Raw genomic sequence first — 21151 nt, 5'->3', positions numbered from 1 at the left:
GCCGACGCCGGTATTACGCGTCGACCTGCACGTGACGCGTGCCGCGCGAAGGACGATAAGCACCCCAGCGATTCGCACGCGCGAACGTGCCGACGTCGTTGAAGCGCACACCCACTTCGCGCAGCGCCGCATGCGCGGTTCGTGCGGTCAGTTGCCGGATGTAGAACGGGTCGCGTACGACGAAGTGATGGATCGCGTGCGTGCTGCCGAAGTTGAAGCAGAACAACTGGAACGGCAGCATCCACCACGGGTTGAGTACCTGCGTCTGCTGGATCACGTTGCGCGAATCGATGTCGCCGAAGTAATGCATGTTCGAGCTGACGAAGTTGATGCAGAAGCTGCGCACGAAGTTCGGCCCGAGCCACACGACCGCCAGGAAATCGACGATATCCATCACACGCTCGACCAGGGCCGGCACCGTTACCGCATAGCCGAACGCGTGCAGTGCGAACAGGCCGACGTGATAGACGATGAACGCGTGCCACAGCGCGTAGTACACGTGACCGACCGGCATGTACGACGACACCTGCTCGACACGCAACTGCATGCGCTCGGCCGGATCCTGCACCGGCTGCGCGGCAACGTACTGCTTAACCTTGCGGCGCATCGCGGCCGGCCGCAGCACGACGGCGAGCATCCCGTCCGCGATCATCAGCAGGCGCTTCACGCCCCAGCGCTCGCCGTTGGTGATGCCGAATTCCTCGAGATCCGATTCGCCGCCCGACACCTTGTGGTGATGCAGGTGCATGCGCCGCCGCGTCCACGGGTTGATCGTTCCCGGCCGCGTGAGCCAGCACAGCGCCATCATCAGGTGATAGGCCCACGGCGTCTTTTTGAAGTACATCAAGTGGATCAGGTCGTGCTCGAGTTCGTGGATCAGCGACGTGACGAACGCGGCGAGCGGCAGCGCGACGTACCACGCGATCGTGCCGCGTGCATACAGCCACGCGATCGCGAGCATCGCAGCGACCGACACGGCCATCACGGTCGCGCCGACGAGGTTCTGGTTGTCGAGCAGCGGAAAGCGCGCGCGGATCGCATCGCTCGCGGCGTTGACCTCGCGGCGGACGTACGCGACCTTGTCTGCGTCGTTGCGAAAGACGGTTCGTGCGGGTTGGCTCATCGACCGGAATCCGTGCGGAAAGAGTGGGGCGTCATGCCGATGTGACAAGCATAGGCGGGCGCCGCACCGCACGCGAGGGCCGCCGGTGCCAATGGTGGTGTCATTTCGGGCCACGATGGCCGGCGAGCGGGTGCCCGATCGCGCGCCGCGAGGCTAGAGTGCCGCCGCGGTGTCATTGCGGGCCAGCGGCGCTACAATCCGCCGAAATCGCTTCGGAGTCCGCCGCATGGCCCTGTCCGTCCCGGATGCCGCGCGCCAGTTGAACAAGGCGACGGTGTCGTCCGCATATGCGCTGTTCATGCTGATGCTGGCCGAGGAGCGCGGGATCGATAACGACCGCATTCTCGCCGGCTCGGGCGTCGAGCGCGAGCGGCTCGCGCAGCCCGATGCGCGCATCACGCCGCTGCAGCAGGCGGCGATCGTGTTCAACCTGCTCGACGCGACGGACGACCCGACGATCGCGATCGAGATCGGCCTGCGCAGCAGCCTGACGAAAGCGGGGCTGATCGGTTTCGGGCTGATGAGCTGCGCGACGCTTGGAGAGGCGATCGCGCTCGGCATCCGCTATCTGCCGACGCGCGTGCCGTTCTTCTCGGTGCGGCTCGCGCAACTCGACGGGATCGTCGACATCGACGTGCTCGAAGCGTTTCCGCTCGGCCGGCTGCGCCAGTTTGCAGTGGGGAACTTCCTGGTCGAGACCGCGATCCTGTTCAATTCGCTGCTGTATCCGGCGCCGGGGCGTACGCTGCAGTCGCGTGCCGAACTGCACTTCGAATGGCCCGAGCCGCCATGGTTCGAGCGTTATCGCGCGCGGCTGCCGCGTTGTCATTTCGATGCAAGCGCGAACCGCATCCGCTGCGACGCCGCACTGCTCGACGAGCCGATCGGTACCGCGAACGCACAGACCGCGCAGATGATCGTCCAGCAGTGCGAGGCCGAACTCGCGCGGCTCGGTTATGCGGAGAGCATCGTCGAGCGCGTGCGCAACCTGCTGATCTGCGGCGATGGCGGTTATCCGTCGGTCGACGACGTCGCGCGCGAGCTGCACGTATCGGCGCGCACGCTCAAGCGCAAGCTCGCCGAGTACGGCGCGACCTATTCGGCGCTGCTCGACGAGATCAGGCTGCGCGATGCACTGCGGCTGCTGGAGGGCACGCGGCTGCCGGTCGACGAGATTGCGGCGCGCGTCGGTTATACGGACCGCGCCAATTTCACGCGTGCGTTCAAGCGCTGGACGGGTGTTGCGCCGAGCGAGCGGCGCTGAGCGAGAGCACGGGGGACCGGCGTTCGCAGCGGACCTGCCGGATCGTGCCCAGGCATTGCTTGGTCAGACGATCTCGACCCAGTTTGCACCGCGCCCGCCTGCTGCACGCGCGTGCAGCGACAGCGCGCCGTCGTCCGGCGCGATCGCATATACCGACACGTATTCCGACTGCTCGCCGCACGCGACGAGCCAGCGCCCCGACGGATCGATCGCGAACCCGCGCGGCTGCGTTTCGGTGGTTGTTGCGTGCGCGGGCTCGAACGTGCCGTCGGCGGTGCGGCGATAACAGAGCAGTTGGCTCGACGTGCGTTCGCTGACATACGCGAAACGCTCGTCGGGCGTCAGGTGCAGGTCGGCGGCCCACACGGACGGTTCGGCAGGCGCGGGCGGCCGCGCATGGCCTTGCGCGAGTTCGGCGACGGCCGGGTGGCGCGCGCTCACGTGCGCGTCGCCGAGCCGGCCGCTGTCGGGATCGCGCGCGAACGTCGCGAGCGTGCCCTGGAATTCGCTGACGACGACGAGCGCGCGGCCGTCGCGCGCGAATCGCAGGTGACGCGGGCCGAAGCCGGCCGGCACGCGCGTTTCGCCGTGTTCGGCCAAACGCAGGCCGGCTGCGTCCTCGACGAGCGCGAAGCTGAACACGCGATCCGAGCCGAGCGAACTGACGTACGCGAAACGATTGTCCGGCGACACGATCACCGCATGCGCGTTCGCGATGCCGCCGGCCACCTGCAGCGGCGCGCCGTCGCCGTCGCGCACGCGCGCGGCGTCGTAGAGGCTCAGCGAATTCCCGCCGTACGACGCACCGAGCAGCCAGCGGCCGCTGCGGTCGAGCGACAGGTACGCGTGGCTCGCATCGATCGCGGTCGCGCCGATGCGTGCGAGCGCGCCCGTGGCCGCGGCGACGCGGAATGCGACGATCGTCGGCTGCTCACCGCGCGTCGCGACGTAGAGCCGCGCGCGGTCGGCCTGCACGGCGATCGGCATCGCGACGTCGGCGGCCGGATAGCGGGCGAGCGGCGCGAGCGTGCCGTCGCTCGCGAGGGAGAACGTGGCGAGGTCGCCGTCGGCGGCATTCGAGACGACGACGGTCAGGCGGTCAGTGTTCGGCATGGCGGAGCATCGTAGCGTTCGTGAAGGACTCGTCGGCCGGCAGGCCGCGCGGCGGATCGCTGCGCCGGTGCGTGCGCGTGAACAGCGCGGCGACCGCGGCGACGAGGGACGCGATCGCGAGCGCATACAGCCCGCCCGTGATCGAACCCGTATGTTGCTTCAGATAGCCGAATGCCGTCGGCGCGACGAAGCCGCCGAGATTGCCGACCGAGTTGATCAGCGCGATCACGGCCGCGGCCACGCGCGTGTCGAGGTAACCCTGCGGGATCGGCCAGAACAGCGACGCCGCAGCCTTGAAGCCGAGCGCGGCGAAGCAGATCGACGCGAACGACCACACGGGATCGTGCGACGTCGACGCGAACAGCCCGCACGCGGCGAGCACGAGCGCGAACGCGAGCCAGCGCTGCGGATGCTTCCATTTCGCGGACAACACCGCGAAACCGTACATCGCGCCGATCGCGATCATCCACGGAATCGTGTTGTACAGGCCGACCTGGAAATCGCTGAGGCCGCCCATCTTGCGAATGATCGTCGGCAGCCAGAACGTGGCCGCGTAGATCGTCAGCTGGATCGAGAAGTACAGGAAGCAGAACAGCATGATCTGCGGATCGCGCAGCAGCGAGGTGGCGCGCACGGGCACGTTCGAGCGTACGTCGCGCGTTGCGCGCTCCGCGTCGAGCGCCGTTTCGAGTGCCGCGCGTTCGTCGGTGGTGAGCCACGTCGCGTCGCGGATGTGCGATTTCAGCAGCAGCCAGCTCGCGCCGCACAGCGCGACCGAGAACAGCCCTTCGATCAGGAACATCCATTGCCAGCCTTCGAGGCCGAAGCCGCGGATCGACAGCAGCGCGCCGGTGACGGGCCCGGACAGCACCGACGCGAACGCGGAGCCGCCGAGGAAGATCGCCATCGCCTTGCCGCGCTCCTGCGGCGGCAGCCATTGCGACAGGTACAGCACGACGCCGGGGAAGAAGCCGGCCTCGGCCGCGCCGAGCAGGAAGCGCAGCACGTAGAACGACGTGTCGTTCCACACGAACGCCATCGCGGCCGCGACGATGCCCCACGTCGCCATGATCCGCGCGAGCCACACGCGTGCGCCGTAGCGCTGCATCAGCAGGTTCGACGGCACTTCGAACAGCGCATAGCCGACGAAGAACAGCCCGGCGCCGAGCCCGTACGCGGCCGCGCCGATGCCGATCGACGCTTCGAGGTGGCGATCGACGAAACCGACGTTCACGCGGTCGATGTAGTTCGCGATGAACATGATCAGCACGAGCGGCAGCACGTGCCACTTCACTTTCGAGACGGCGGACGCGAGCGGGTCGCGGCCGGGTAGCGCGGGCGAGGGCGGGTTCAACGGTGTCTCCGGTCGGGCGGCGGACGGGGCGGCAGCCCGCGTCGGCGTCTGGGTGGTGGCTTATGTAGTATGTCGTCGTATAACATGGTACGCCTGAGTGTTAATGGAGACGTCACGGGTTTACCCGGAAAATTCCCGGATATTGGTAAATATCATGAGATCGATTGGATATTCGATCATGTCTGATGACGTATAACTACTGTGAGCGTGTGCGCTGCAAGCCATTTGCAGGTGAATCCGGCTACGCTGTATCGAGGAGCGCGCGCGGTTGCGGCAAAATACCGGGCTCGCGCGCTCGGTGTACATGGCATGTGCGCGAACGGCGGCGATTTCATGCTGAATACGGAGCGACGGAACATGCAGGACAACCACCATGGACGGCACTTCTTCGCGTTCAACGGCGATGCGGACGGCCTGTGCGCGCTTCAGCAACTGCGGCTCGCGGAAGGCGCACACGGCCTGCTCGTGACAGGCGTGAAGCGCGACATCCGGCTGCTCGAGCGGATCGATGCGCGGGCCGGCGATCGTGTCACCGTGCTCGACGTGTCGCACGATCAGAACCGCGACGCGTGCGCGCGACTGCTGCGCGAAGGGGCGACAGTCCGCTATTTCGATCATCACTTCGCAGGCGAGCTACCCGCCGATCCGGGCTTCCACGCACATATCGACACGGCGGCAGATGTCTGCACGAGCGCGCTCGTGAACCGCCATCTCGGCGGCCGGCATGTGCGCTGGGCGATCGTCGCGGCATTCGGCGACGAACTGCCGGCGCTCGGCGGCGCGCTCGCGCGCGAGCAAGGGATCGACGACGCCGAACGGTGCACGCTCGCCGAACTCGGGCTCTACCTGAACTACAACGCGTACGGCGATTGCATCGGCGATCTGCACTTCGATCCGGCGGCGCTCGCCGACGCGATGCTGCCGTGCGTCGATCCGCTGGATTTCGTGCGCGGGACCGCCGTGTTCGCCGCACTGCGCGACGGCTACCGCGACGACATGGCGCGCGCATGCGCGCTTGCGCCGCTGCGCGAGGTGCCGGGCGCGACGCTGGTACGGATGCCTGATCAACCGTGGGCGCGCCGCGCGACCGGGATGCTCGCGAACGAACGAATGCGCAACGCGCCGCATGCGGCGCTCGCGGTGCTGTCGCCGCGCGCCGATGGCGGGCTCGTCGTCAGCGTGCGCGTGCCCGACGGCCGGCCGCTCGGCGCCGACGAGTTCTGCCGCGGCTTTGCGACCGGCGGCGGGCGCAAGCGCGCGGGCGGCATCAACCATCTGCCGGAAACCGAGTTCGACGCATTCGCCGCGCGTTTCGAGGCGGCGTTCCGGCTCGATTGACGAAGCGATCGGCGACGCGCGCCGTGCAGCCGTTGCGCGGCGCGCGTCGTGGCCAAGGTCAGCCGAATCAGCCGGTCGCACCCGCGAGCACGGCCGGCACGTGCCGCGCATCGCGGTGCACATGCACCCGACATCGAGCATAGGCCGGCGGACGCGGCGAAGAGTCGTCGGAATGGACCAAGGCGTTTCACCGGGCGCGCGACGCGGTGCGATGGCCGTGGCCGTCATCGGCACGTTGGCACGTCGAGCGTCGACACCGTGTGGCGCAGCCGCGACAATACGCATCCTGTTCCGCTTTCCGCATCGAGGTGCCCGTGCCCGCCAAGTCGTCCGTTGCTCCCGCGATCGTCTGGTTTCGCGACGATCTGCGCGTGACCGACCAGCCCGCGCTGACGCGCGCGGTCGAGTCAGGCCGGCCGCTCGTGTGCGTGTTCGTCGACGATACGGGTGCCGGCTCGGGGCGCCCGCCGGGCGGCGCAGCGCGCTGGTGGCTGCACGGGTCGCTGGCCGGGCTCGATGCCGCGCTCGCGCGTCACGGCGGGCGCTTGCTGCTGTTGCGCGGTGACGCGCAGCGCGAGATCGAGCGCGTCGTACGCGACACGGGCGCGGCGGCTGTGTACTGGAACCGCCGCTACGCGCAGCCGCAGCGCGACGCCGACGCGGCGCTGAAGGCGTCGCTCAAGGCGCGCGGCGTCAAGGTCGAGAGCAGCAACGGCAGCCTGCTGAACGAGCCATGGGAGGTGCTGACGGGCAGCGGTGCGCCATACCAGGTGTTCACCGCGTACTGGCGCGCCGCGCGCCACGACCGCACGGTCGCCGCGCCGCTGCCAGAACCGGAACGGATCGTGTTTCAACCGTGGCCGGAAACCGTGCGTGACCGTGCGCTGGCGCTCGACGCGCTCGCGTTGCGTTCGCCCGTGCCGGACTGGGCCGGCGGCCTGCGCGACGCGTGGCCCGCACCCGACGAAGTCGGTGCGCACGAACGGCTCGACGCGTTCCTGTCGGCGTCGCTTGCCGGTTATGCGGATGCGCGCGATCGTCCCGACCGGCCCGCGACGAGCCGGCTGTCGCCGTTCCTGCGCTTCGGCAACGTATCGCCGCGACAGGTGTGGCACGCGGTGCAGGGCGCCGCGAATGCAGGCGGCGCGGCGTACGTTGCGGGCGCCGACAAGTTCCTGAGCGAGCTCGGCTGGCGCGAATTCAGCTACGCGCTGCTGTATCACTTCCCGGCGCTCGCGACCGACAACTTCCGCGCGCAGTTCGATGCGATGCCGTGGCGTGACGATGCCGCGGCGCTGCGCGCATGGCAGCGCGGCCGGACCGGCTATCCGCTCGTCGATGCGGGCCTGCGCGAGCTGTGGACCACCGGCTGGATGCACAACCGTGTGCGGATGGTCGTCGCGTCGTTCCTCGTCAAGCATCTGCTGATCGACTGGCGCGCGGGCGAAGCGTGGTTCTGGGACACGCTGGTCGACGCCGATCCCGCGAACAACGCGGCGAGCTGGCAGTGGGTGGCCGGCTGCGGCGCCGACGCCGCGCCGTATTTCCGCATCTTCAATCCGGTCGCGCAGGGCGGGAAGTTCGACCCGGACGGCGCATACGTGCGGCGCTGGGTGCCCGAACTCGCGAGCCTCGACACCGCGTCGATCCACGCGCCGTGGGAAGCGTCGCCGCTGCAGCTCGACGCGGCCGGTGTGCGGCTCGGCGTCGACTATCCGGCACCGCTCGTCGATCACGCCGCCGCGCGCGCTCGCGCGCTCGAGGCGCTGGCCGCATTGCCGAAACGTCGCTGACCGTCTGCCCGCGCGGCACGGTTCGCCGCGTCAGTTGCAGAACGCGACGTGTTCGAGCAGCGCGTACGCGACCCCCGAATCGAAGTAGGCCGAGCCGCACCACGCGACGAACGCGAGCGTGCCGGCCGCCAGCGCCGCGCGGATCATGCCCATGCCGCGTTGCCCGATGCCGGGCGCGCGACACGCGCGTCGTCGATCGGCAGGTGCAGAAGCGCCGCGAGCACGCCGAGCGCGATCGAACCGATCCACAGCGGCAGGTACGAATGCGTCGCGTCGTACACGATCGCACCGAGCCAGACGCCGAAGAAGCTGCCGAGCTGGTGCCCGAAGAACACGAAGCCGAACAGCGTCGCGATGTAGCGCACGCCGAACACCTGCGAGATCACGCCGTTCGTCAGCGGCACCGTGCCGAGCCACGTGAACCCCATCACCGCCGCGAACACATAGACGCTCGCGGGCGACAGCGGCGCGGCGACGAACGCGGCCATCGCGAGCGCGCGCACGAGGTACAGCACCGACAGCACGTACTTGCGTCGCAGCAGCCCGCCGAGATGCCCGCACGCATAGGTGCCGGCCACGTTGGTCAGCGCGATCAGCGCGAGCGCGACGCTTGCGTGGCGCGCCGGCAGCCCGTGGTCGAGCAGGTAAGCGGGCAGGTGCGTCGCGATGAACGCAAGCTGGAAGCCGCACGCGAAGAAGCCCGCGTTCAGCAGCCAGAAGCCGCGATGCGCGAACGCCTCGCGCACCGCTTCGCCGATCGACTGGTCGGGGCCGGCGGCGGCGCCGGACGCTTGCGCGGGCTGGTCGCGCAGCAGCACGGCGAGCGGCGCGAGCAGCGCGGCGACGAGCGCCAGCGCGACGAACGCGTGCCGCCAGCCGATGCCGCCGATCAGTTCCTGCGCGACGGGCACCATGCAGAACTGGCCGAGCCCGCCGATCGCGCCGGCGACGCCGAGCGCCCAGCCGCGCCGGTCGGGCGGAAACAGGCGGCTCAGCGCGCCGTAGATCGATGCGAATGCCGATCCCGACAGTGCGATGCCGATCACGAGCCCGGCGCCGACCGTGAACATACCGGTCGACGCCGCGTGCGCCATCGTGACGAGCCCGGCCGCATACAGCAGCATCCCGGCGACGATCACGCGCACCGACCCGAAGCGGTCGGCGACCATCCCCGTGAACGGCTGCGCGACACCCCAGATCAGGTTCTGCAGCGCCAGTGCGAGCCCGAATGCTTCGCGCGACCAGCCATGGTCGAGCGATACGGGCGCGAGGAACAGGCCCTGCACATGGCGGATGCCGAGCGCGGCGCCCATGATCAGGCCGCCCGCCAGCACGGGCAGCCAGCGGCGTCGGACTTCCTGCTCGATCGGGGTCATGCGTGTCTCCGGATGCAGGCGCGCGGCGAAACGGCCGCGCTCGATTCGATTAGACGATCGGGCCCGGCGTCGCTCAAGCGATCATTCGGTCAGGTTGGCATGCGTGCGGGGAATGTGACGGGGGGCGGCCGGGTGGGCGGCAGCGGCCGGCCGTGCGTGGTCGGGGTAGCCGAAAAGCCTGCGCCGGCTTACGTCGACGCCATGTCGTGCGCGTGCATCGCGGTATCGCATTCGGCCGCTTCGGCGAGCATCCAGTCGCGCACGTCGGCGACTTCGCGGCGCGGTGCCGGATCGTGCTGGAACAGCCAGTAGCCGTACGTATCCGACAGCGCCTGCGTGTGCGGCCCGAGCACCGCGAGCCGCCCGTCCGCAAGCATCGGCGAGACCAGCGCGAGCCGGCCGAGCGCGACGCCCTGGCCCGCGATCGCGGCCTGGATCACCTGGTCGTACTGGTTGAAGCGCAGCACGCCTTTGGGGCGCGCGTCGCCGAGCCCGGCCGCGTGCAGGTGCGTGCGCCACTGCAATTGCGGTTGCGGCGGCCCGTCGAATTCGAGCAGCACGTGGTCGGCGATCGCGGCCGCGCTCGTGACCGGCCGCGCGGCGAGCGCGGGATGCGCGACCGGCACGACGATCTCGTCGAACAGGCGCAGCGCGCCGGTCGGCGCGCGATCGCGCGGGCAATAGCGGATGCCGAGGTCGATGCCCTCGGCGCGCAAATCGAGTACCTTGTCGTTCGCGGCGACGCGCAGGTCGATCTCCGGCAGGCGCGCCTGCAGCCGCCCGAGCCGCGGCAGCAGCCACAGCGCGGTGACGCCGATGCTCGCGGTGATCGTGACGGGCTGGCGTTCGCGCGCGGCGGCGAGCGACGCGACGGTGTCCTGCAGGCTGTGCAGCGCCGCATCCGCGACGCGGAACAGCCGTTCGCCTTCCGGCGTGAACGCGATCTTCCGGTAGCCGCGCTGCAGCAACGCGACGCCGAGATGCGCTTCGAGCGCATGCACCTGGCGGCTGACCGCCGACTGCGTGACGCACAGGTCCTGCGCGGCGAGCGTGATGCTCATGCGGCGGCCGACGGCGACGAAACCGCGGACCAGGTCGAGCGACGGGAGACGGACGAGAGGCGTTGACATGCGCGTGACTCATGCGAACGGAGCAGGAAGATTGGTTGAGAACGCGGCACGCGTCAAGTTCAATGGACGCTGCCCGATGGGCACGGGCGGTGGCTCGGAGCGTGAAGCACGGGGCCGGAGCGGGCGCTGAAGCGCTGTCTGGCCGACCGCAAAGCATGTGGCCCGAGTAAGCGCTGTAGCGCTAACTGCGATCGACGGGAGACAGGATGACGATTTCGAACGAAGGAGACGGAGCGGCGCCGGGCAGTCGCGCGGCGGGCGCGTTGCCCCCCGAGCCCGTGACGCTGCGTGCGGCCGACGGCTTTGAATTGCGCGGCCATGTGTGGCGCCATCGCGGCGGCGGTGCGGCGCGGCCCGTGACGGTCGTCAATTGCGCGACGTCGGTGCGCTGCGACTATTACTTCCGTTTCGCGGCCTGGTTGTTCGCGCAGGGGCGCGACGTGCTCGTCTACGACTATCGCGGCATCGGCGGGTCGCGCCCGGCGCGGCTCGCGAAGCTGCGCGCGAACTGGCTCGACTGGGGGCAGCTCGATTGCGAGGCCGCGCTGCAATACGCACGCGACGCGTTTCCGGGCCAGCCGATCGACGTCGTCGCGCACAGCATCGGCGGCTGCGTGCTCGGGCTCGCGGCGTCGAACGTGCACGTGCGGCATGCGGTGACCGTCGGCGCGCAGTATGCGTACTGGCGCGATTACCTGCCGGCCGAACGGCGGCGCATGTGGTGGAAGTGGCATGTCGCGATGCCGGCGCTCGCGGCCGTGTTCGGCTACGTGCCCGCGAAGCGGCTCGGCTGGATGGAGGACACGCCGCGCGGCATCGCGCTGTCGTGGGCGCGTTCGCGGCCGCGTTTCGAGGACGGCTACGTCGGCGGCCTGTTCGAGGAAGGTGCCGTGAGCCGTGCGGCGCTGCCGACGCGCTTCGCGGGGCTGTCGGCACCGATGCTCGCGATCGGCGTCGACGACGACGCGTTCGGCACGATCGGCGCGATCGAGCGGCTGGTCGGTTACTACACGGGCAGCGATGTCACGCACCTGCGGATTGCGCCGGCCGACATCGGCGTCGACGCGATCGGCCATTTCGCGTTTTTCCACAGCCGCTTCACCGACACGCTGTGGCCCGTCGCGCTGCACTGGCTGCAACACGGCGTGCTGCCGGCCGATGCGCCGGGCAGCGTGCACGCGCTGCATCCGGCGTCGCGTGCGCGGGTGACGGGTAGCGGCGTGCCGGGCGTTGCCGCGAATGGGTGACGCGGGGCGGCCGCGCACGTTGCCGCGCGCGGCCTTCGAATGTCGTTCATGAAGCATCCGTCGTTCGATGCGGGCGCGGCAATCCGCGCACACGCCGGTTCGTGCGCCGGCGCGATCGATTAACATCTGACGTTTCATTCCACAGCACAGGCTGCCGCGTGCCGATGTCCATTCCGTCCGATTCCGCTTCCCCGGTCGACATACCCCGTGCGTGGCGCATGCATGCGCTCGACGTGCCGGCCGCCGCGTCCCGCGCCGGCGTGCGGATCGCGCGCATCGATTTCGACTGGCGCGTGCCGCTGGCGTCGCCCGCGTATGCGGCGCTCCGCGATGACGAGCGTGCACGGGCCGCACGCTTCATGCGGCACGAGGATGCGGTGCGCAGCGCCGCGACGCGCGCCGCGCTGCGCGACGTGCTCGGCGCGGCCCTCGGTGTCGCGCCGCACGCGGTCACGATCGTCGTCGACGAAGCGGGGCGGCCGTCGCCGGATCCCGCGCATGGCACGACGCTCGATTTCAACGTGTCGCACGCGGGCGATCATGCGCTGCTCGCGTGGGTGCCCGCGGGCCGTGTCGGCGTCGACATCGAATCCTGCAGCCGCACGACCGACTGGCGTGCGCTGACGAGCGAAGTCTGTGCGCCGGCCGAGGCCGCGTATCTCGACGGCCTGCCGCCCGACGCGCGCGCACGCGAATTCATGCGAGTCTGGTCCGCGAAGGAGGCGCTGCTCAAGGCGCTCGGCACCGGTATCGGCGGCGGGCTGCGCGCGTTCGCGGTCGTGCCGCCGCGCGATGCGGCGACACCGGCGACGACGGTCGTCGAGCCGGCCGCGCCCGCCGCCGGCGTCGCGGCGTTCGACGCGGCGTGGGTCGACGCGGCGCCCGGCTACGCGGCATGCGTCGCGTGGACGCGCGCGTGAACCGGCGTCAACGAGCGGCGTTCATTCGAGCGGCGTGTCGTTCGGCGCCGCGTAGCGCGCCCTGATCACGTCGCTCATCGGGAAGTCGAACGACAGCCCCTTCGGCGGCACCGGCTTCATGAACCACTTGTCGTAGAGCGCGTCGATCTCGCCGCGTTTCATCAGTTGCACGAGCACGCCGTCGACGAGCGCCTTGAACTGCGGATCGTCCTTGCGCAGCATGAACCCGTAGGCCTCCGACGACTGCGGCGTGCCGACGATCTGCCAGTCGGCCGGCTTCGCGGCGAGCTGGCGCACGCCCGCGAGCAGCACGTCGTCCATCATGTACGCGGCCGCGCGACCCGATTCGAGCGTGAGGCGTCCTTCGCCGTAGTCCTTCGCGCTGATGATCTGCATGTTCATCTTCTTTTCCTCGTTCATCTTGCGCAGCAGGCGTTCGGACGTCGTGCCCTGGTTCGTCACGACCGTCTTGCCGGCGAGGTCGGGGAAGTCGCGGATGCCCGAGCTCGTGCGCGTGAGCAGGCGCGTCGTCGCGACGAAGAAGGTGGTCGAGAACGCGACCTGCGCGTGGCGCGCGGCCAGGTTCGTGGTCACGCCGCATTCGAGGTCGACGGTGCCGTTCTGCACGAGCGGGATGCGGTTCTGCGACGTGACCGGGATGAAGCGCACCTGCAGGTCGGGCTTGCCGGTGCGCGCCTTCACCGCGGCGATCACGCGGTCGCACAGGTCCTGCGAGAAGCCGATTACCTTGCCGCCCGTGTCGACATAGGAGAACGGCACCGACGTTTCGCGATGGCCGATCGAGATCAGGTTGCTCTGCCGGATCTTCTCGAGCGTGCCCGACAGCGGTTCGGCGGCGAGCGACGCGCCGCACGCGAGCGTGCACGCGGCGACGAGCAGGCTGCGGCCGTACAGGGCGGCGAACCGCGGCGGGATGTTCATGACGGGTCTCCTTGGCGAATGATGATCCGTATGTTGCCAAAGAAAAAATAATCGCAACATATGTTAATGGCCGGATCCCGCCGGCCGGTCCGGCGGGCCGCGCCGGACATCAGGGAAACTCCCAAGCCGAAATCGGTGAAAAACGGGTTGTCTAGACAAGTTTGGCTGGCTACACTTCAATCCATTCCGAACTTGTCTAGACAGGATTGCTCACATGATTACGTTGACCCCCGGCCACCTGACCCTTCCGCAACTGCGCCGGATCGCACGCGAGTCCGTGCAACTGGCGCTCGACCCGGCCAGCTTCGCGAAGATCGACGCCGGCGCAAAGGCCGTCGCCGACATCGCCGCGAAAGGCGAGCCGGCCTATGGCATCAACACGGGCTTCGGCCGCCTGGCCAGCACGCACATCCCGCACGACCAGCTCGAACTGCTGCAGAAGAACCTCGTGCTGTCGCACGCGGTCGGCGTCGGCGAGCCGATGGCGCGTTCGTCGGTGCGCCTGCTGATGGCGCTGAAGCTGTCGAGCCTCGGCCGCGGCCACTCGGGCATCCGCCGCGAAGTGATGGACGCGCTGATCAAGCTGTTCAACGCGGACGTGCTGCCGCTGATCCCGGTGAAGGGCTCGGTCGGTGCATCGGGCGACCTCGCGCCGCTCGCGCACATGTCGGCCGTGCTGCTCGGCGTCGGCGAAGTGTTCATCCGCGGCGAGCGTGCCAGCGCGCTCGACGGTCTGCGCGTCGCGGGCCTCGCGCCGCTGACGCTGCAGGCGAAAGAAGGCCTCGCGCTGCTGAACGGCACGCAGGCCTCGACGGCGCTGGCGCTCGACAACATGTTCTCGATCGAAGACCTGTATCGCACCGCGCTCGTCGCGGGCGCGCTGTCGGTCGACGCGGCAGCCGGCTCGGTGAAGCCGTTCGACGCGCGCATCCACGAGCTGCGCGGCCATCAAGGCCAGATCGACGCAGCCGCGTCCTACCGCGACCTGCTCGAAGGCTCGCCGATCAACCAGTCGCACCGCGACTGCGACAAGGTGCAGGATCCGTACAGCCTGCGCTGCCAGCCGCAGGTGATGGGCGCGTGCCTGGACCAGATGCGCCATGCGGCCGACGTGCTGCTGATCGAAGCGAACGCCGTGTCGGACAACCCGCTGATCTTCCCGGACACCGGCGAAGTGCTGTCGGGCGGCAACTTCCACGCCGAGCCCGTCGCGTTCGCGGCCGACAACCTCGCGCTCGCCGCAGCGGAAATCGGTGCGCTGGCCGAACGCCGCATCGCGCTGCTGATCGACGCGACGCTGTCGGGCCTGCCCCCGTTCCTCGTGAGGGACGGCGGCGTGAACTCGGGCTTCATGATCGCGCACGTGACGGCTGCCGCGCTGGCGTCGGAAAACAAGACGCTCGCACACCCGGCGTCGGTCGACTCGCTGCCGACTTCGGCGAACCAGGAAGACCACGTGTCGATGGCGACGTTCGCCGCGCGCAAGCTCGCCGACATCGCGGACAACACGAAGCACATCCTCGCGATCGAACTGCTGGCCGCCGCCCAGGGCGTCGACCTGCGCGCGCCGTATCACACGAGCCCGAAGCTGGCACCGGCGATGGAAACGATCCGCGCGCACGTCGCGCACTACGAGCTGGACCACTACTTCGCGCCGGACATCGCGGCGATCGCGAAGCTGGTCGGCGAGCGCGCGTTCGCGAAGATCAGCCCGTTCTCGTTCGCATCGGAACAGTAAGCCGATGAGCGCGCCGGTCTACCAGGAGATCAAGGATTTCATCCTGGGCCGCATCCACGCCGGCGAGTGGGAGGAGGGCGACCAGGTGCCGTCCGAGAACGAGCTGGCACGCGAGTTCAAGGTTGCGCGCATGACCGTCAACCGCGCGCTGCGCGAGTTGACGGCCGAGCAGGTGCTCACGCGCATGAAGGGCGCGGGCACCTACGTTGCGCGGCCGAAGTACGAGTCGACGCTGGTGGCGATCCGCAGCATCTCGGAGGAGGTCGGCGCGCGCGGGCATGCGTATCGCGCCAGCGTGCTCGGCCTCGAGACGATCCGCGCCGACGACGCGCTCGCCGACGAGATGCAGGTGGCCGTGCGCACGAAGCTGTTTCATTCGCAGGTGCTGCACTTCGAGAACGACGAGCCGGTGCAACTCGAAGAACGATGGGTGAATCCGGCGGTCGCGCCGGATTACGCCGAGCAGGATTTCACGAACACGACGCCGAACCTGTACCTGATGCGCGCGGCTCCGCTGCAGCGCGTCGAGTACCGGATCGAAGCGGCGGCCCCGGCGCCGGAGCGGCGCGAGCAGCTGCGGATGGACGACGTCGAGCCGTGTCTGGTTTTACATCGGCGCACCTGGTCGCAGGGCGTCGTCGCCTCGGTGGCGAATCTGTGGCATCCCGGCAGCCGTTATCGCTTCACCGGGCATTTCTGATTCCTATTTGATATTCATTTTCCTTCGGGAGCAGTCGTCATGAACCATCCGAAACACATCGATCCCCGTCTCGATCCGACGCGCACGATCCGCGCGCCGCGCGGCAGCGAGAAGACCTGCAAGACCTGGCTGGCCGAGGCGGCGTACCGGATGATCCAGAACAACCTGGATCCGGAAGTCGCCGAGCACCCGCACGCGCTCGTGGTGTACGGCGGCATCGGCCGCGCGGCGCGCAACTGGGAATGCTACGACCAGATCCTCGCGTCGCTGAAGGATCTCGAGGAGAACGAGACGCTGCTGATTCAATCGGGCAAGCCGGTCGGCGTGTTCCGCACGCACAAGGATGCGCCGCGCGTGCTGCTCGCGAACTCGAACCTCGTGCCGCACTGGGCGACGTGGGATCACTTCCACGAGCTCGACCGCAAGGGCCTGATGATGTACGGCCAGATGACGGCCGGCAGCTGGATCTACATCGGCAGCCAGGGCATCGTGCAGGGCACCTATGAAACGTTCTTCTCGGTCGCGAACCAGCACTTCAACGGCGATCCGTCGGGCCGCTGGATCCTGACGGGCGGCCTGGGCGGGATGGGCGGCGCGCAGCCGCTCGCCGCGACGATGGCCGGCTTCTCGATGATCGCGGTCGAATGCGACGAGACGCGCATCGACTTCCGCCTGAAGACCCGCTATGTCGACAAGAAGGCGACGACGCTCGACGAGGCGCTCGGCATGATCGACGAAGCGAAGCGCACGGGCAAGCCCGTGTCGATCGGCCTGCTCGGCAACGCGGCCGACGTGTTCGCGGAACTCGTCGAGCGCGGCATCACGCCGGACTGCGTGACCGACCAGACGAGCGCGCACGATCCGATCAACGGCTACCTGCCGCAGGGCTGGACCGTCGCGCAATGGCGCGAGGCGCAGAAGGTCGATCCGCAGAGCATCGTGAAGGTCGCGAAGCAGTCGATGGCCGTTCAGGTGCGCGCGATGCTGGCGCTACAGGACCGCGGCGCGGCGACGCTCGACTACGGCAACAACATCCGCCAGATGGCGCTGGAAATGGGCGTCGAGAACGCGTTCGACTTCCCGGGCTTCGTGCCGGCGTACATCCGCCCGCTGTTCTGCGAAGGCAAGGGCCCGTTCCGCTGGGTCGCGCTGTCGGGCGATCCGGAGGACATCTACAAGACCGACCAGAAGGTGAAGGAGCTGATCCCCGACGATCCGCACCTGCACAACTGGCTCGACATGGCACGCGAGCGCATTGCGTTCCAGGGCCTGCCGGCACGGATCTGCTGGGTCGGCGTGAAGGATCGCTATCGCCTCGGCCAGGCGTTCAACGAGATGGTGAAGAACGGCGAACTGAAGGCGCCGATCGTGATCGGCCGCGACCACCTCGACACGGGTTCGGTCGCAAGCCCGAACCGCGAGACGGAATCGATGAAGGACGGTTCGGACGCGGTCAGCGACTGGCCGCTGCTGAACGCACTGCTGAACACGGCAGGCGGCGCATCGTGGGTGTCGCTGCACCATGGCGGCGGTGTCGGCATGGGCTTCTCGCAGCACTCGGGCGTCGTGATCGTCGCCGACGGTACGGCTGAAGCGCACGAGCGTCTCGGTCGCGTGCTGCTGAACGATCCGGCGACGGGCGTGATGCGCCATGCGGACGCCGGCTACGAACTCGCGCAGCAGACGGCCCGCGAAGCCGGCCTGAAGCTGCCGATGCTCGGCCGCTGAGCATGACGGCGCTCGACCAGGCGCCGGCAGACGTGACGCTGGCCGCCGCGATGATTCGCGCCGCGGATCTCGTCGCGTCGCCGTGGAAGAACGGCGGCGGCGTGACGCGCGAGATCGGTGCATTCCCGCCCGGCGCCGCGCTCGACACGTTCGCGTGGCGCGTGAGCGTCGCGGATGTCGGCGCGGCCGGGCCGTTCTCGCGTTTCGACGGGATCGACCGCACGCTGGTGCTGCTGTCCGGCGCGGGCATGACGCTCGCCGAAGCGGGCGGTGCACGCCACGTGCTCGATATGCCGCTGGCGCGCGCGGATTTCGCGGGCGAGACGGCGATCGATGCGACGCTGCACGACGGCGCGACGCGCGACTTCAACCTGATGACGCGCCGTTCGGCCGCGCGCGGCGCGCTCGACGTATGGCGCGCAGGCGCGCACCGCATCGAGCGTGCCGATACGGTGCTGCTGTTTTGCGCGGCCGGTGCGGTCGGCGTCGAAATCGACGGCACGCGCCACGCACTGGAAGAAATGGACACGCTGCGGCTCGACGGGCCGCGGCGTGCGTTTGACGTCGTCGTGAGCGGGGGCGGCGCGCTGCTTGCCGTCTCGCTCGCCGTCGGCGAACGAGGCTGAACGCATGAAACCGACTGTCTGGCATCACCTGAGGCTGTGTCCGCACGGCCATCCCGACGAGACGATCGACGACGCGGCGATCGCCGTCGACGAAACCGGCACGATTGTCTGGCTCGGCGCGTTGTCCGCGCTGCCGCACGGTCATGCGCACTGGCAGCGCGAGAATCTGCACGGCGCGTGGGTGACGCCGGGCCTCGTCGACTGCCATACGCACCTCGTATATGGCGGCACGCGCGCCGACGAATTCGCGCAGCGCCTCGCGGGCGTCAGCTACGAGGAAATCGCGCGACAGGGCGGCGGGATCGTGTCGACGGTGCGCGCGACGCGCGCGGCCGACGAGACGACGCTGTTCGTGCAGGCCGCCGCGCGCCTGCAGCCGCTGCTCGCCGAAGGCGTGACCGCGATCGAGATCAAGTCGGGCTACGGGCTCGACCTCGCGACCGAACGCAAGATGCTGCGCGTCGCGCGCCAGCTCGGCGAGCGCTTCCCGGTCACCGTCTACACGACCTTCCTCGGCGCGCATGCGCTGCCGCCCGAATACGCGGGCCGTGCGGATGCGTACATCGACGAAGTGTGCGAACGGATGCTGCCGGCGCTGGCAGACGAGGGGCTCGTCGACGCGGTGGACGTGTTCTGCGAACGCATCGGCTTTTCGCTCGCGCAGACCGAGCGCGTGTTCGAGGCCGCGACGCGGCGCGGACTGCCGGTGAAGCTGCATGCCGAGCAACTGTCGAACGCGGGCGGCACGGCACTCGCCGCGCGCTACCGCGCGTTGTCCGCCGACCACCTCGAATTTCTCGACGAAGCCGGCATCGAGGCGATGAAGGCGGCCGGTACGGTCGCCGTGCTGCTGCCCGGCGCGTACTACTTCATCCGCGAAACGCAAATGCCGCCGATCGAGCTGCTGCGCAAGCACGGCGTGCCGATCGCGCTCGCCACCGATCACAACCCCGGCACGTCTCCGCTCGAATCGCTGCTGCTGACGTTGAACATGGGCTGCACGCTGTTCCGCATGACGGTGCCCGAGGTGCTGCAGGGCGTCACGCGCCATGCGGCCGCAGCGCTCGGCCGCGCGGACCGACACGGCGCGCTCGAGGTCGGCCGTCAGGCCGACTTCGCCGCATGGTCGGTCGGCTCGCTGTCGGAGCTCGCCTACTGGATCGGCCGGCCGCTGTGCGAGCAGGTCGTGCGCGGCGGCGCGACCGCGTTTCGCCGGATGGACGGATAGATTTGCATGGGACCGGACCAAGCGCTGAAGCGTATTTCGGTCTGGTCGACTGCAACGGGGCACGAGCCAGCGCCGATGCGCCGGCACCTGCCAACCGTGGAATGGGATCGGATCGAACGCTGGAGCGTCGATTCCGGTCAATGAGGACTCGCAATGACCGACACCATGTTGTTCGCGGACCATGCCTACCTGCCCGATGGCTGGCGCCGCAACGTGCTGCTGCGCTGGGATGCAGCCGGCACGCTGACTGAAGTGACGCCCGACACCGATGCACCGGCAGGCGTCGCGCGCGCGGCCGGGCCGGTGCTGCCCGGCATGCCGAACCTGCATTCGCACGCGTTCCAGCGCGCGATGGCAGGGCTCACCGAATACCGCGCGAATCCCGCCGACAGCTTCTGGAGCTGGCGCGACCTGATGTACCGCTTCGCGTTGAAGATCACGCCCGACGCGCTCGCGGCGGTCGCGCGCTGGCTGTACGTCGAGATGCTCAAGTGCGGCTACACGTCGGTGTGCGAATTCCACTACGTGCATCACGCCCAGGACGGTTCGCGCTATCCGCAGATCGCGGAACTCGGCACGCGCGTGGTCGACGCCGCGCGCTCGGCCGGCATCGGCATCACGATGCTGCCCGTGTCGTACCAGTTCGCGGGCTTCGGCAACAAGCCGCCGCGCGACGACCAGCGCCGCTTCATCAACACGCCCGAAGGCCTGCTCGAACTGCTCGACGTCATGCGTCGCGCCGCGCCCGAGCACGGCGGGCTGCGCTACGGCGTCGCGCCGCACTCGCTGCGCGCGGTGTCCGAGAACGGGCTGCGCGCGCTGCTCGACGGGCTGCCCGACGACGCACCGGTGCATATCCATATCGCCGAGCAGACGGCCGAAGTCGACGACTGCGTTCGTACATACGGGGCGCGCCCCGTGCAATGGCTGCTCGATCGCTTCGACGTCGATGCGCGCTGGTGCCTCGTGCATGCGACGCACATCGACGCGGCCGAAACCGCAGCGCTCGCGAAGCGTCGCGCGGTCGCCGGCCTGTGCCTGACGACCGAAGCCAACCTCGGCGACGGTGTGTTCCCGGCGGTCGACTATCTCGCGCAGGGCGGCGTGATCGGCGTCGGCTCGGACAGCCACGCATCGGTCGACTGGCGCGCCGAGCTGCGCCTGCTCGAATACGGGCAGCGGCTCGTGCACCGCGCGCGCAACGTGCTGGCGAGCGACACGCAGGCGCATGTCGCCGATCGCCTGTTCGATGCATCGCTCGCGGGTGGCGCGCAGGCCAGCGGGCGGCGCATCGGTGCGCTGCGCGAAGGCTGCCGCGCCGACTGGCTCGTGCTCGATCCCGATCATCCGGCGATCGCCGAACACGGCAGCGCGTCCTGGCTGTCGGGCATCGTGTTTGCCGAGCACGGCGAGACGCCCGTGCTCGACGTCTACACGGGCGGCGAGCGCGTCGTGAGCGGCCGCCGCCATCGCGACGAAGCCGTCGCGTATGCCGACTACCGCGCCGCGCTGGCGCAACTGCTGCGCTGAC

General features: G+C 69.2%; 18 protein-coding genes. 11 read left to right on the top strand and 7 right to left on the bottom strand.

The features are described from left to right. Positions 1 to 13: 13 nt before the first annotated feature. Positions 14 to 1123, bottom strand: coding sequence for a fatty acid desaturase (locus FPJ27_RS30290; protein WP_204423848.1), 1110 nt, complete (start codon positions 1121 to 1123; stop codon positions 14 to 16). A gap of 226 nt (positions 1124 to 1349) precedes the next feature. On the opposite strand from FPJ27_RS30290, the gene FPJ27_RS30285 reads away from it, so the two are divergent. After that, entirely contained in the window at positions 1350 to 2387 is a 1038-nt protein-coding gene (locus FPJ27_RS30285; RefSeq protein ID WP_204423846.1) for an AraC family transcriptional regulator, read from the top strand. A 63-nt stretch (positions 2388 to 2450) separates the two neighbouring features. On the opposite strand, the gene FPJ27_RS30280 is transcribed toward FPJ27_RS30285, so the two are convergent. After that, a complete protein-coding gene (locus FPJ27_RS30280) occupies positions 2451 to 3500 on the bottom strand; it encodes a beta-propeller fold lactonase family protein (protein WP_072436952.1) in 1050 nt (349 codons plus the stop codon). Beyond that, positions 3487 to 4854, bottom strand: a complete 1368-nt coding sequence (locus FPJ27_RS30275; protein WP_204423844.1) for an MFS transporter — start codon at positions 4852 to 4854, stop codon at positions 3487 to 3489. Before FPJ27_RS30275 ends, FPJ27_RS30280 begins: the two co-directional genes overlap by 14 nt. Before the next feature lie 357 nt (positions 4855 to 5211). Here FPJ27_RS30275 and FPJ27_RS30270 point away from each other — a divergent pair, with 357 nt between their 5' ends. Further along, on the top strand, positions 5212 to 6192 hold the full coding sequence (locus FPJ27_RS30270; protein WP_204423842.1) for an acetyltransferase: 981 nt from the start codon (positions 5212 to 5214) through the stop codon (positions 6190 to 6192). 314 nt (positions 6193 to 6506) lie between these two features. Next, a complete protein-coding gene (locus FPJ27_RS30265) occupies positions 6507 to 7985 on the top strand; it encodes a deoxyribodipyrimidine photo-lyase (RefSeq protein ID WP_204423839.1) in 1479 nt (492 codons plus the stop codon). A gap of 30 nt (positions 7986 to 8015) precedes the next feature. On the opposite strand, the gene FPJ27_RS36850 is transcribed toward FPJ27_RS30265, so the two are convergent. The 3 genes from FPJ27_RS36850 to FPJ27_RS30255 all read right to left on the bottom strand — a co-directional run bounded on the left by FPJ27_RS36850 (position 8016) and on the right by FPJ27_RS30255 (position 10491). After that, positions 8016 to 8138, bottom strand: a complete 123-nt coding sequence (locus FPJ27_RS36850) for a hypothetical protein (protein WP_275557394.1) — start codon at positions 8136 to 8138, stop codon at positions 8016 to 8018. Beyond that, on the bottom strand, positions 8129 to 9361 hold the full coding sequence (locus tag FPJ27_RS30260) for an MFS transporter (RefSeq protein ID WP_239483334.1): 1233 nt from the start codon (positions 9359 to 9361) through the stop codon (positions 8129 to 8131). Before FPJ27_RS30260 ends, FPJ27_RS36850 begins: the two co-directional genes overlap by 10 nt. A gap of 188 nt (positions 9362 to 9549) precedes the next feature. After that, entirely contained in the window at positions 9550 to 10491 is a 942-nt protein-coding gene (locus tag FPJ27_RS30255) for a LysR substrate-binding domain-containing protein (protein WP_204423837.1), read from the bottom strand. A gap of 206 nt (positions 10492 to 10697) precedes the next feature. Here FPJ27_RS30255 and FPJ27_RS30250 point away from each other — a divergent pair, with 206 nt between their 5' ends. Both FPJ27_RS30250 and FPJ27_RS30245 read left to right on the top strand, forming a co-directional pair. Then, the gene (locus FPJ27_RS30250) at positions 10698 to 11738 is read left to right on the top strand and encodes an alpha/beta fold hydrolase (RefSeq protein WP_204423835.1); all 1041 of its coding nucleotides are present in this window, start codon (positions 10698 to 10700) and stop codon (positions 11736 to 11738) included. A 164-nt stretch (positions 11739 to 11902) separates the two neighbouring features. Beyond that, entirely contained in the window at positions 11903 to 12658 is a 756-nt protein-coding gene (locus FPJ27_RS30245; protein WP_204423833.1) for a 4'-phosphopantetheinyl transferase superfamily protein, read from the top strand. 21 nt (positions 12659 to 12679) lie between these two features. Here the strand turns inward: FPJ27_RS30245 and FPJ27_RS30240 are convergent, their stop codons facing one another. Further along, positions 12680 to 13600, bottom strand: coding sequence for a glutamate/aspartate ABC transporter substrate-binding protein (locus FPJ27_RS30240; protein WP_204423831.1), 921 nt, complete (start codon positions 13598 to 13600; stop codon positions 12680 to 12682). A 214-nt stretch (positions 13601 to 13814) separates the two neighbouring features. Between FPJ27_RS30240 and hutH the strand changes: the two genes are divergently transcribed. The 6 genes from hutH (at position 13815) to FPJ27_RS30210 (ending at position 21150) form a co-directional block, all read left to right on the top strand. Further along, positions 13815 to 15338 (top strand): histidine ammonia-lyase, encoded by a 1524-nt coding sequence (gene hutH / locus FPJ27_RS30235; RefSeq protein WP_072436959.1) that lies wholly within the window; start codon positions 13815 to 13817, stop codon positions 15336 to 15338. A gap of 4 nt (positions 15339 to 15342) precedes the next feature. Beyond that, positions 15343 to 16038 (top strand): histidine utilization repressor, encoded by a 696-nt coding sequence (gene hutC / locus FPJ27_RS30230; RefSeq protein ID WP_072436960.1) that lies wholly within the window; start codon positions 15343 to 15345, stop codon positions 16036 to 16038. Between the two features lie 39 nt (positions 16039 to 16077). After that, positions 16078 to 17766 (top strand): urocanate hydratase, encoded by a 1689-nt coding sequence (gene hutU, locus FPJ27_RS30225; protein ID WP_034183520.1) that lies wholly within the window; start codon positions 16078 to 16080, stop codon positions 17764 to 17766. Positions 17767 to 17768: 2 nt separating this feature from the next. After that, positions 17769 to 18392, top strand: a complete 624-nt coding sequence (locus tag FPJ27_RS30220; RefSeq protein ID WP_204423829.1) for a HutD family protein — start codon at positions 17769 to 17771, stop codon at positions 18390 to 18392. Between the two features lie 4 nt (positions 18393 to 18396). Then, complete coding sequence (gene hutI / locus FPJ27_RS30215; RefSeq protein WP_204423827.1) at positions 18397 to 19620, top strand: imidazolonepropionase; 1224 nt, start codon at positions 18397 to 18399, stop codon at positions 19618 to 19620. 153 nt (positions 19621 to 19773) lie between these two features. Beyond that, a complete protein-coding gene (locus FPJ27_RS30210; RefSeq protein WP_204423825.1) occupies positions 19774 to 21150 on the top strand; it encodes a formimidoylglutamate deiminase in 1377 nt (458 codons plus the stop codon). Position 21151 lies beyond the last annotated feature (1 nt).

The organism is Burkholderia sp. MS455, from assembly GCF_016899445.1.
Lineage (GTDB): Bacteria > Pseudomonadota > Gammaproteobacteria > Burkholderiales > Burkholderiaceae > Burkholderia > Burkholderia pyrrocinia_C.
Note: the sequence above shows the minus strand (reverse complement) of the source record. Positions and strands in the feature narration are given on the sequence as shown.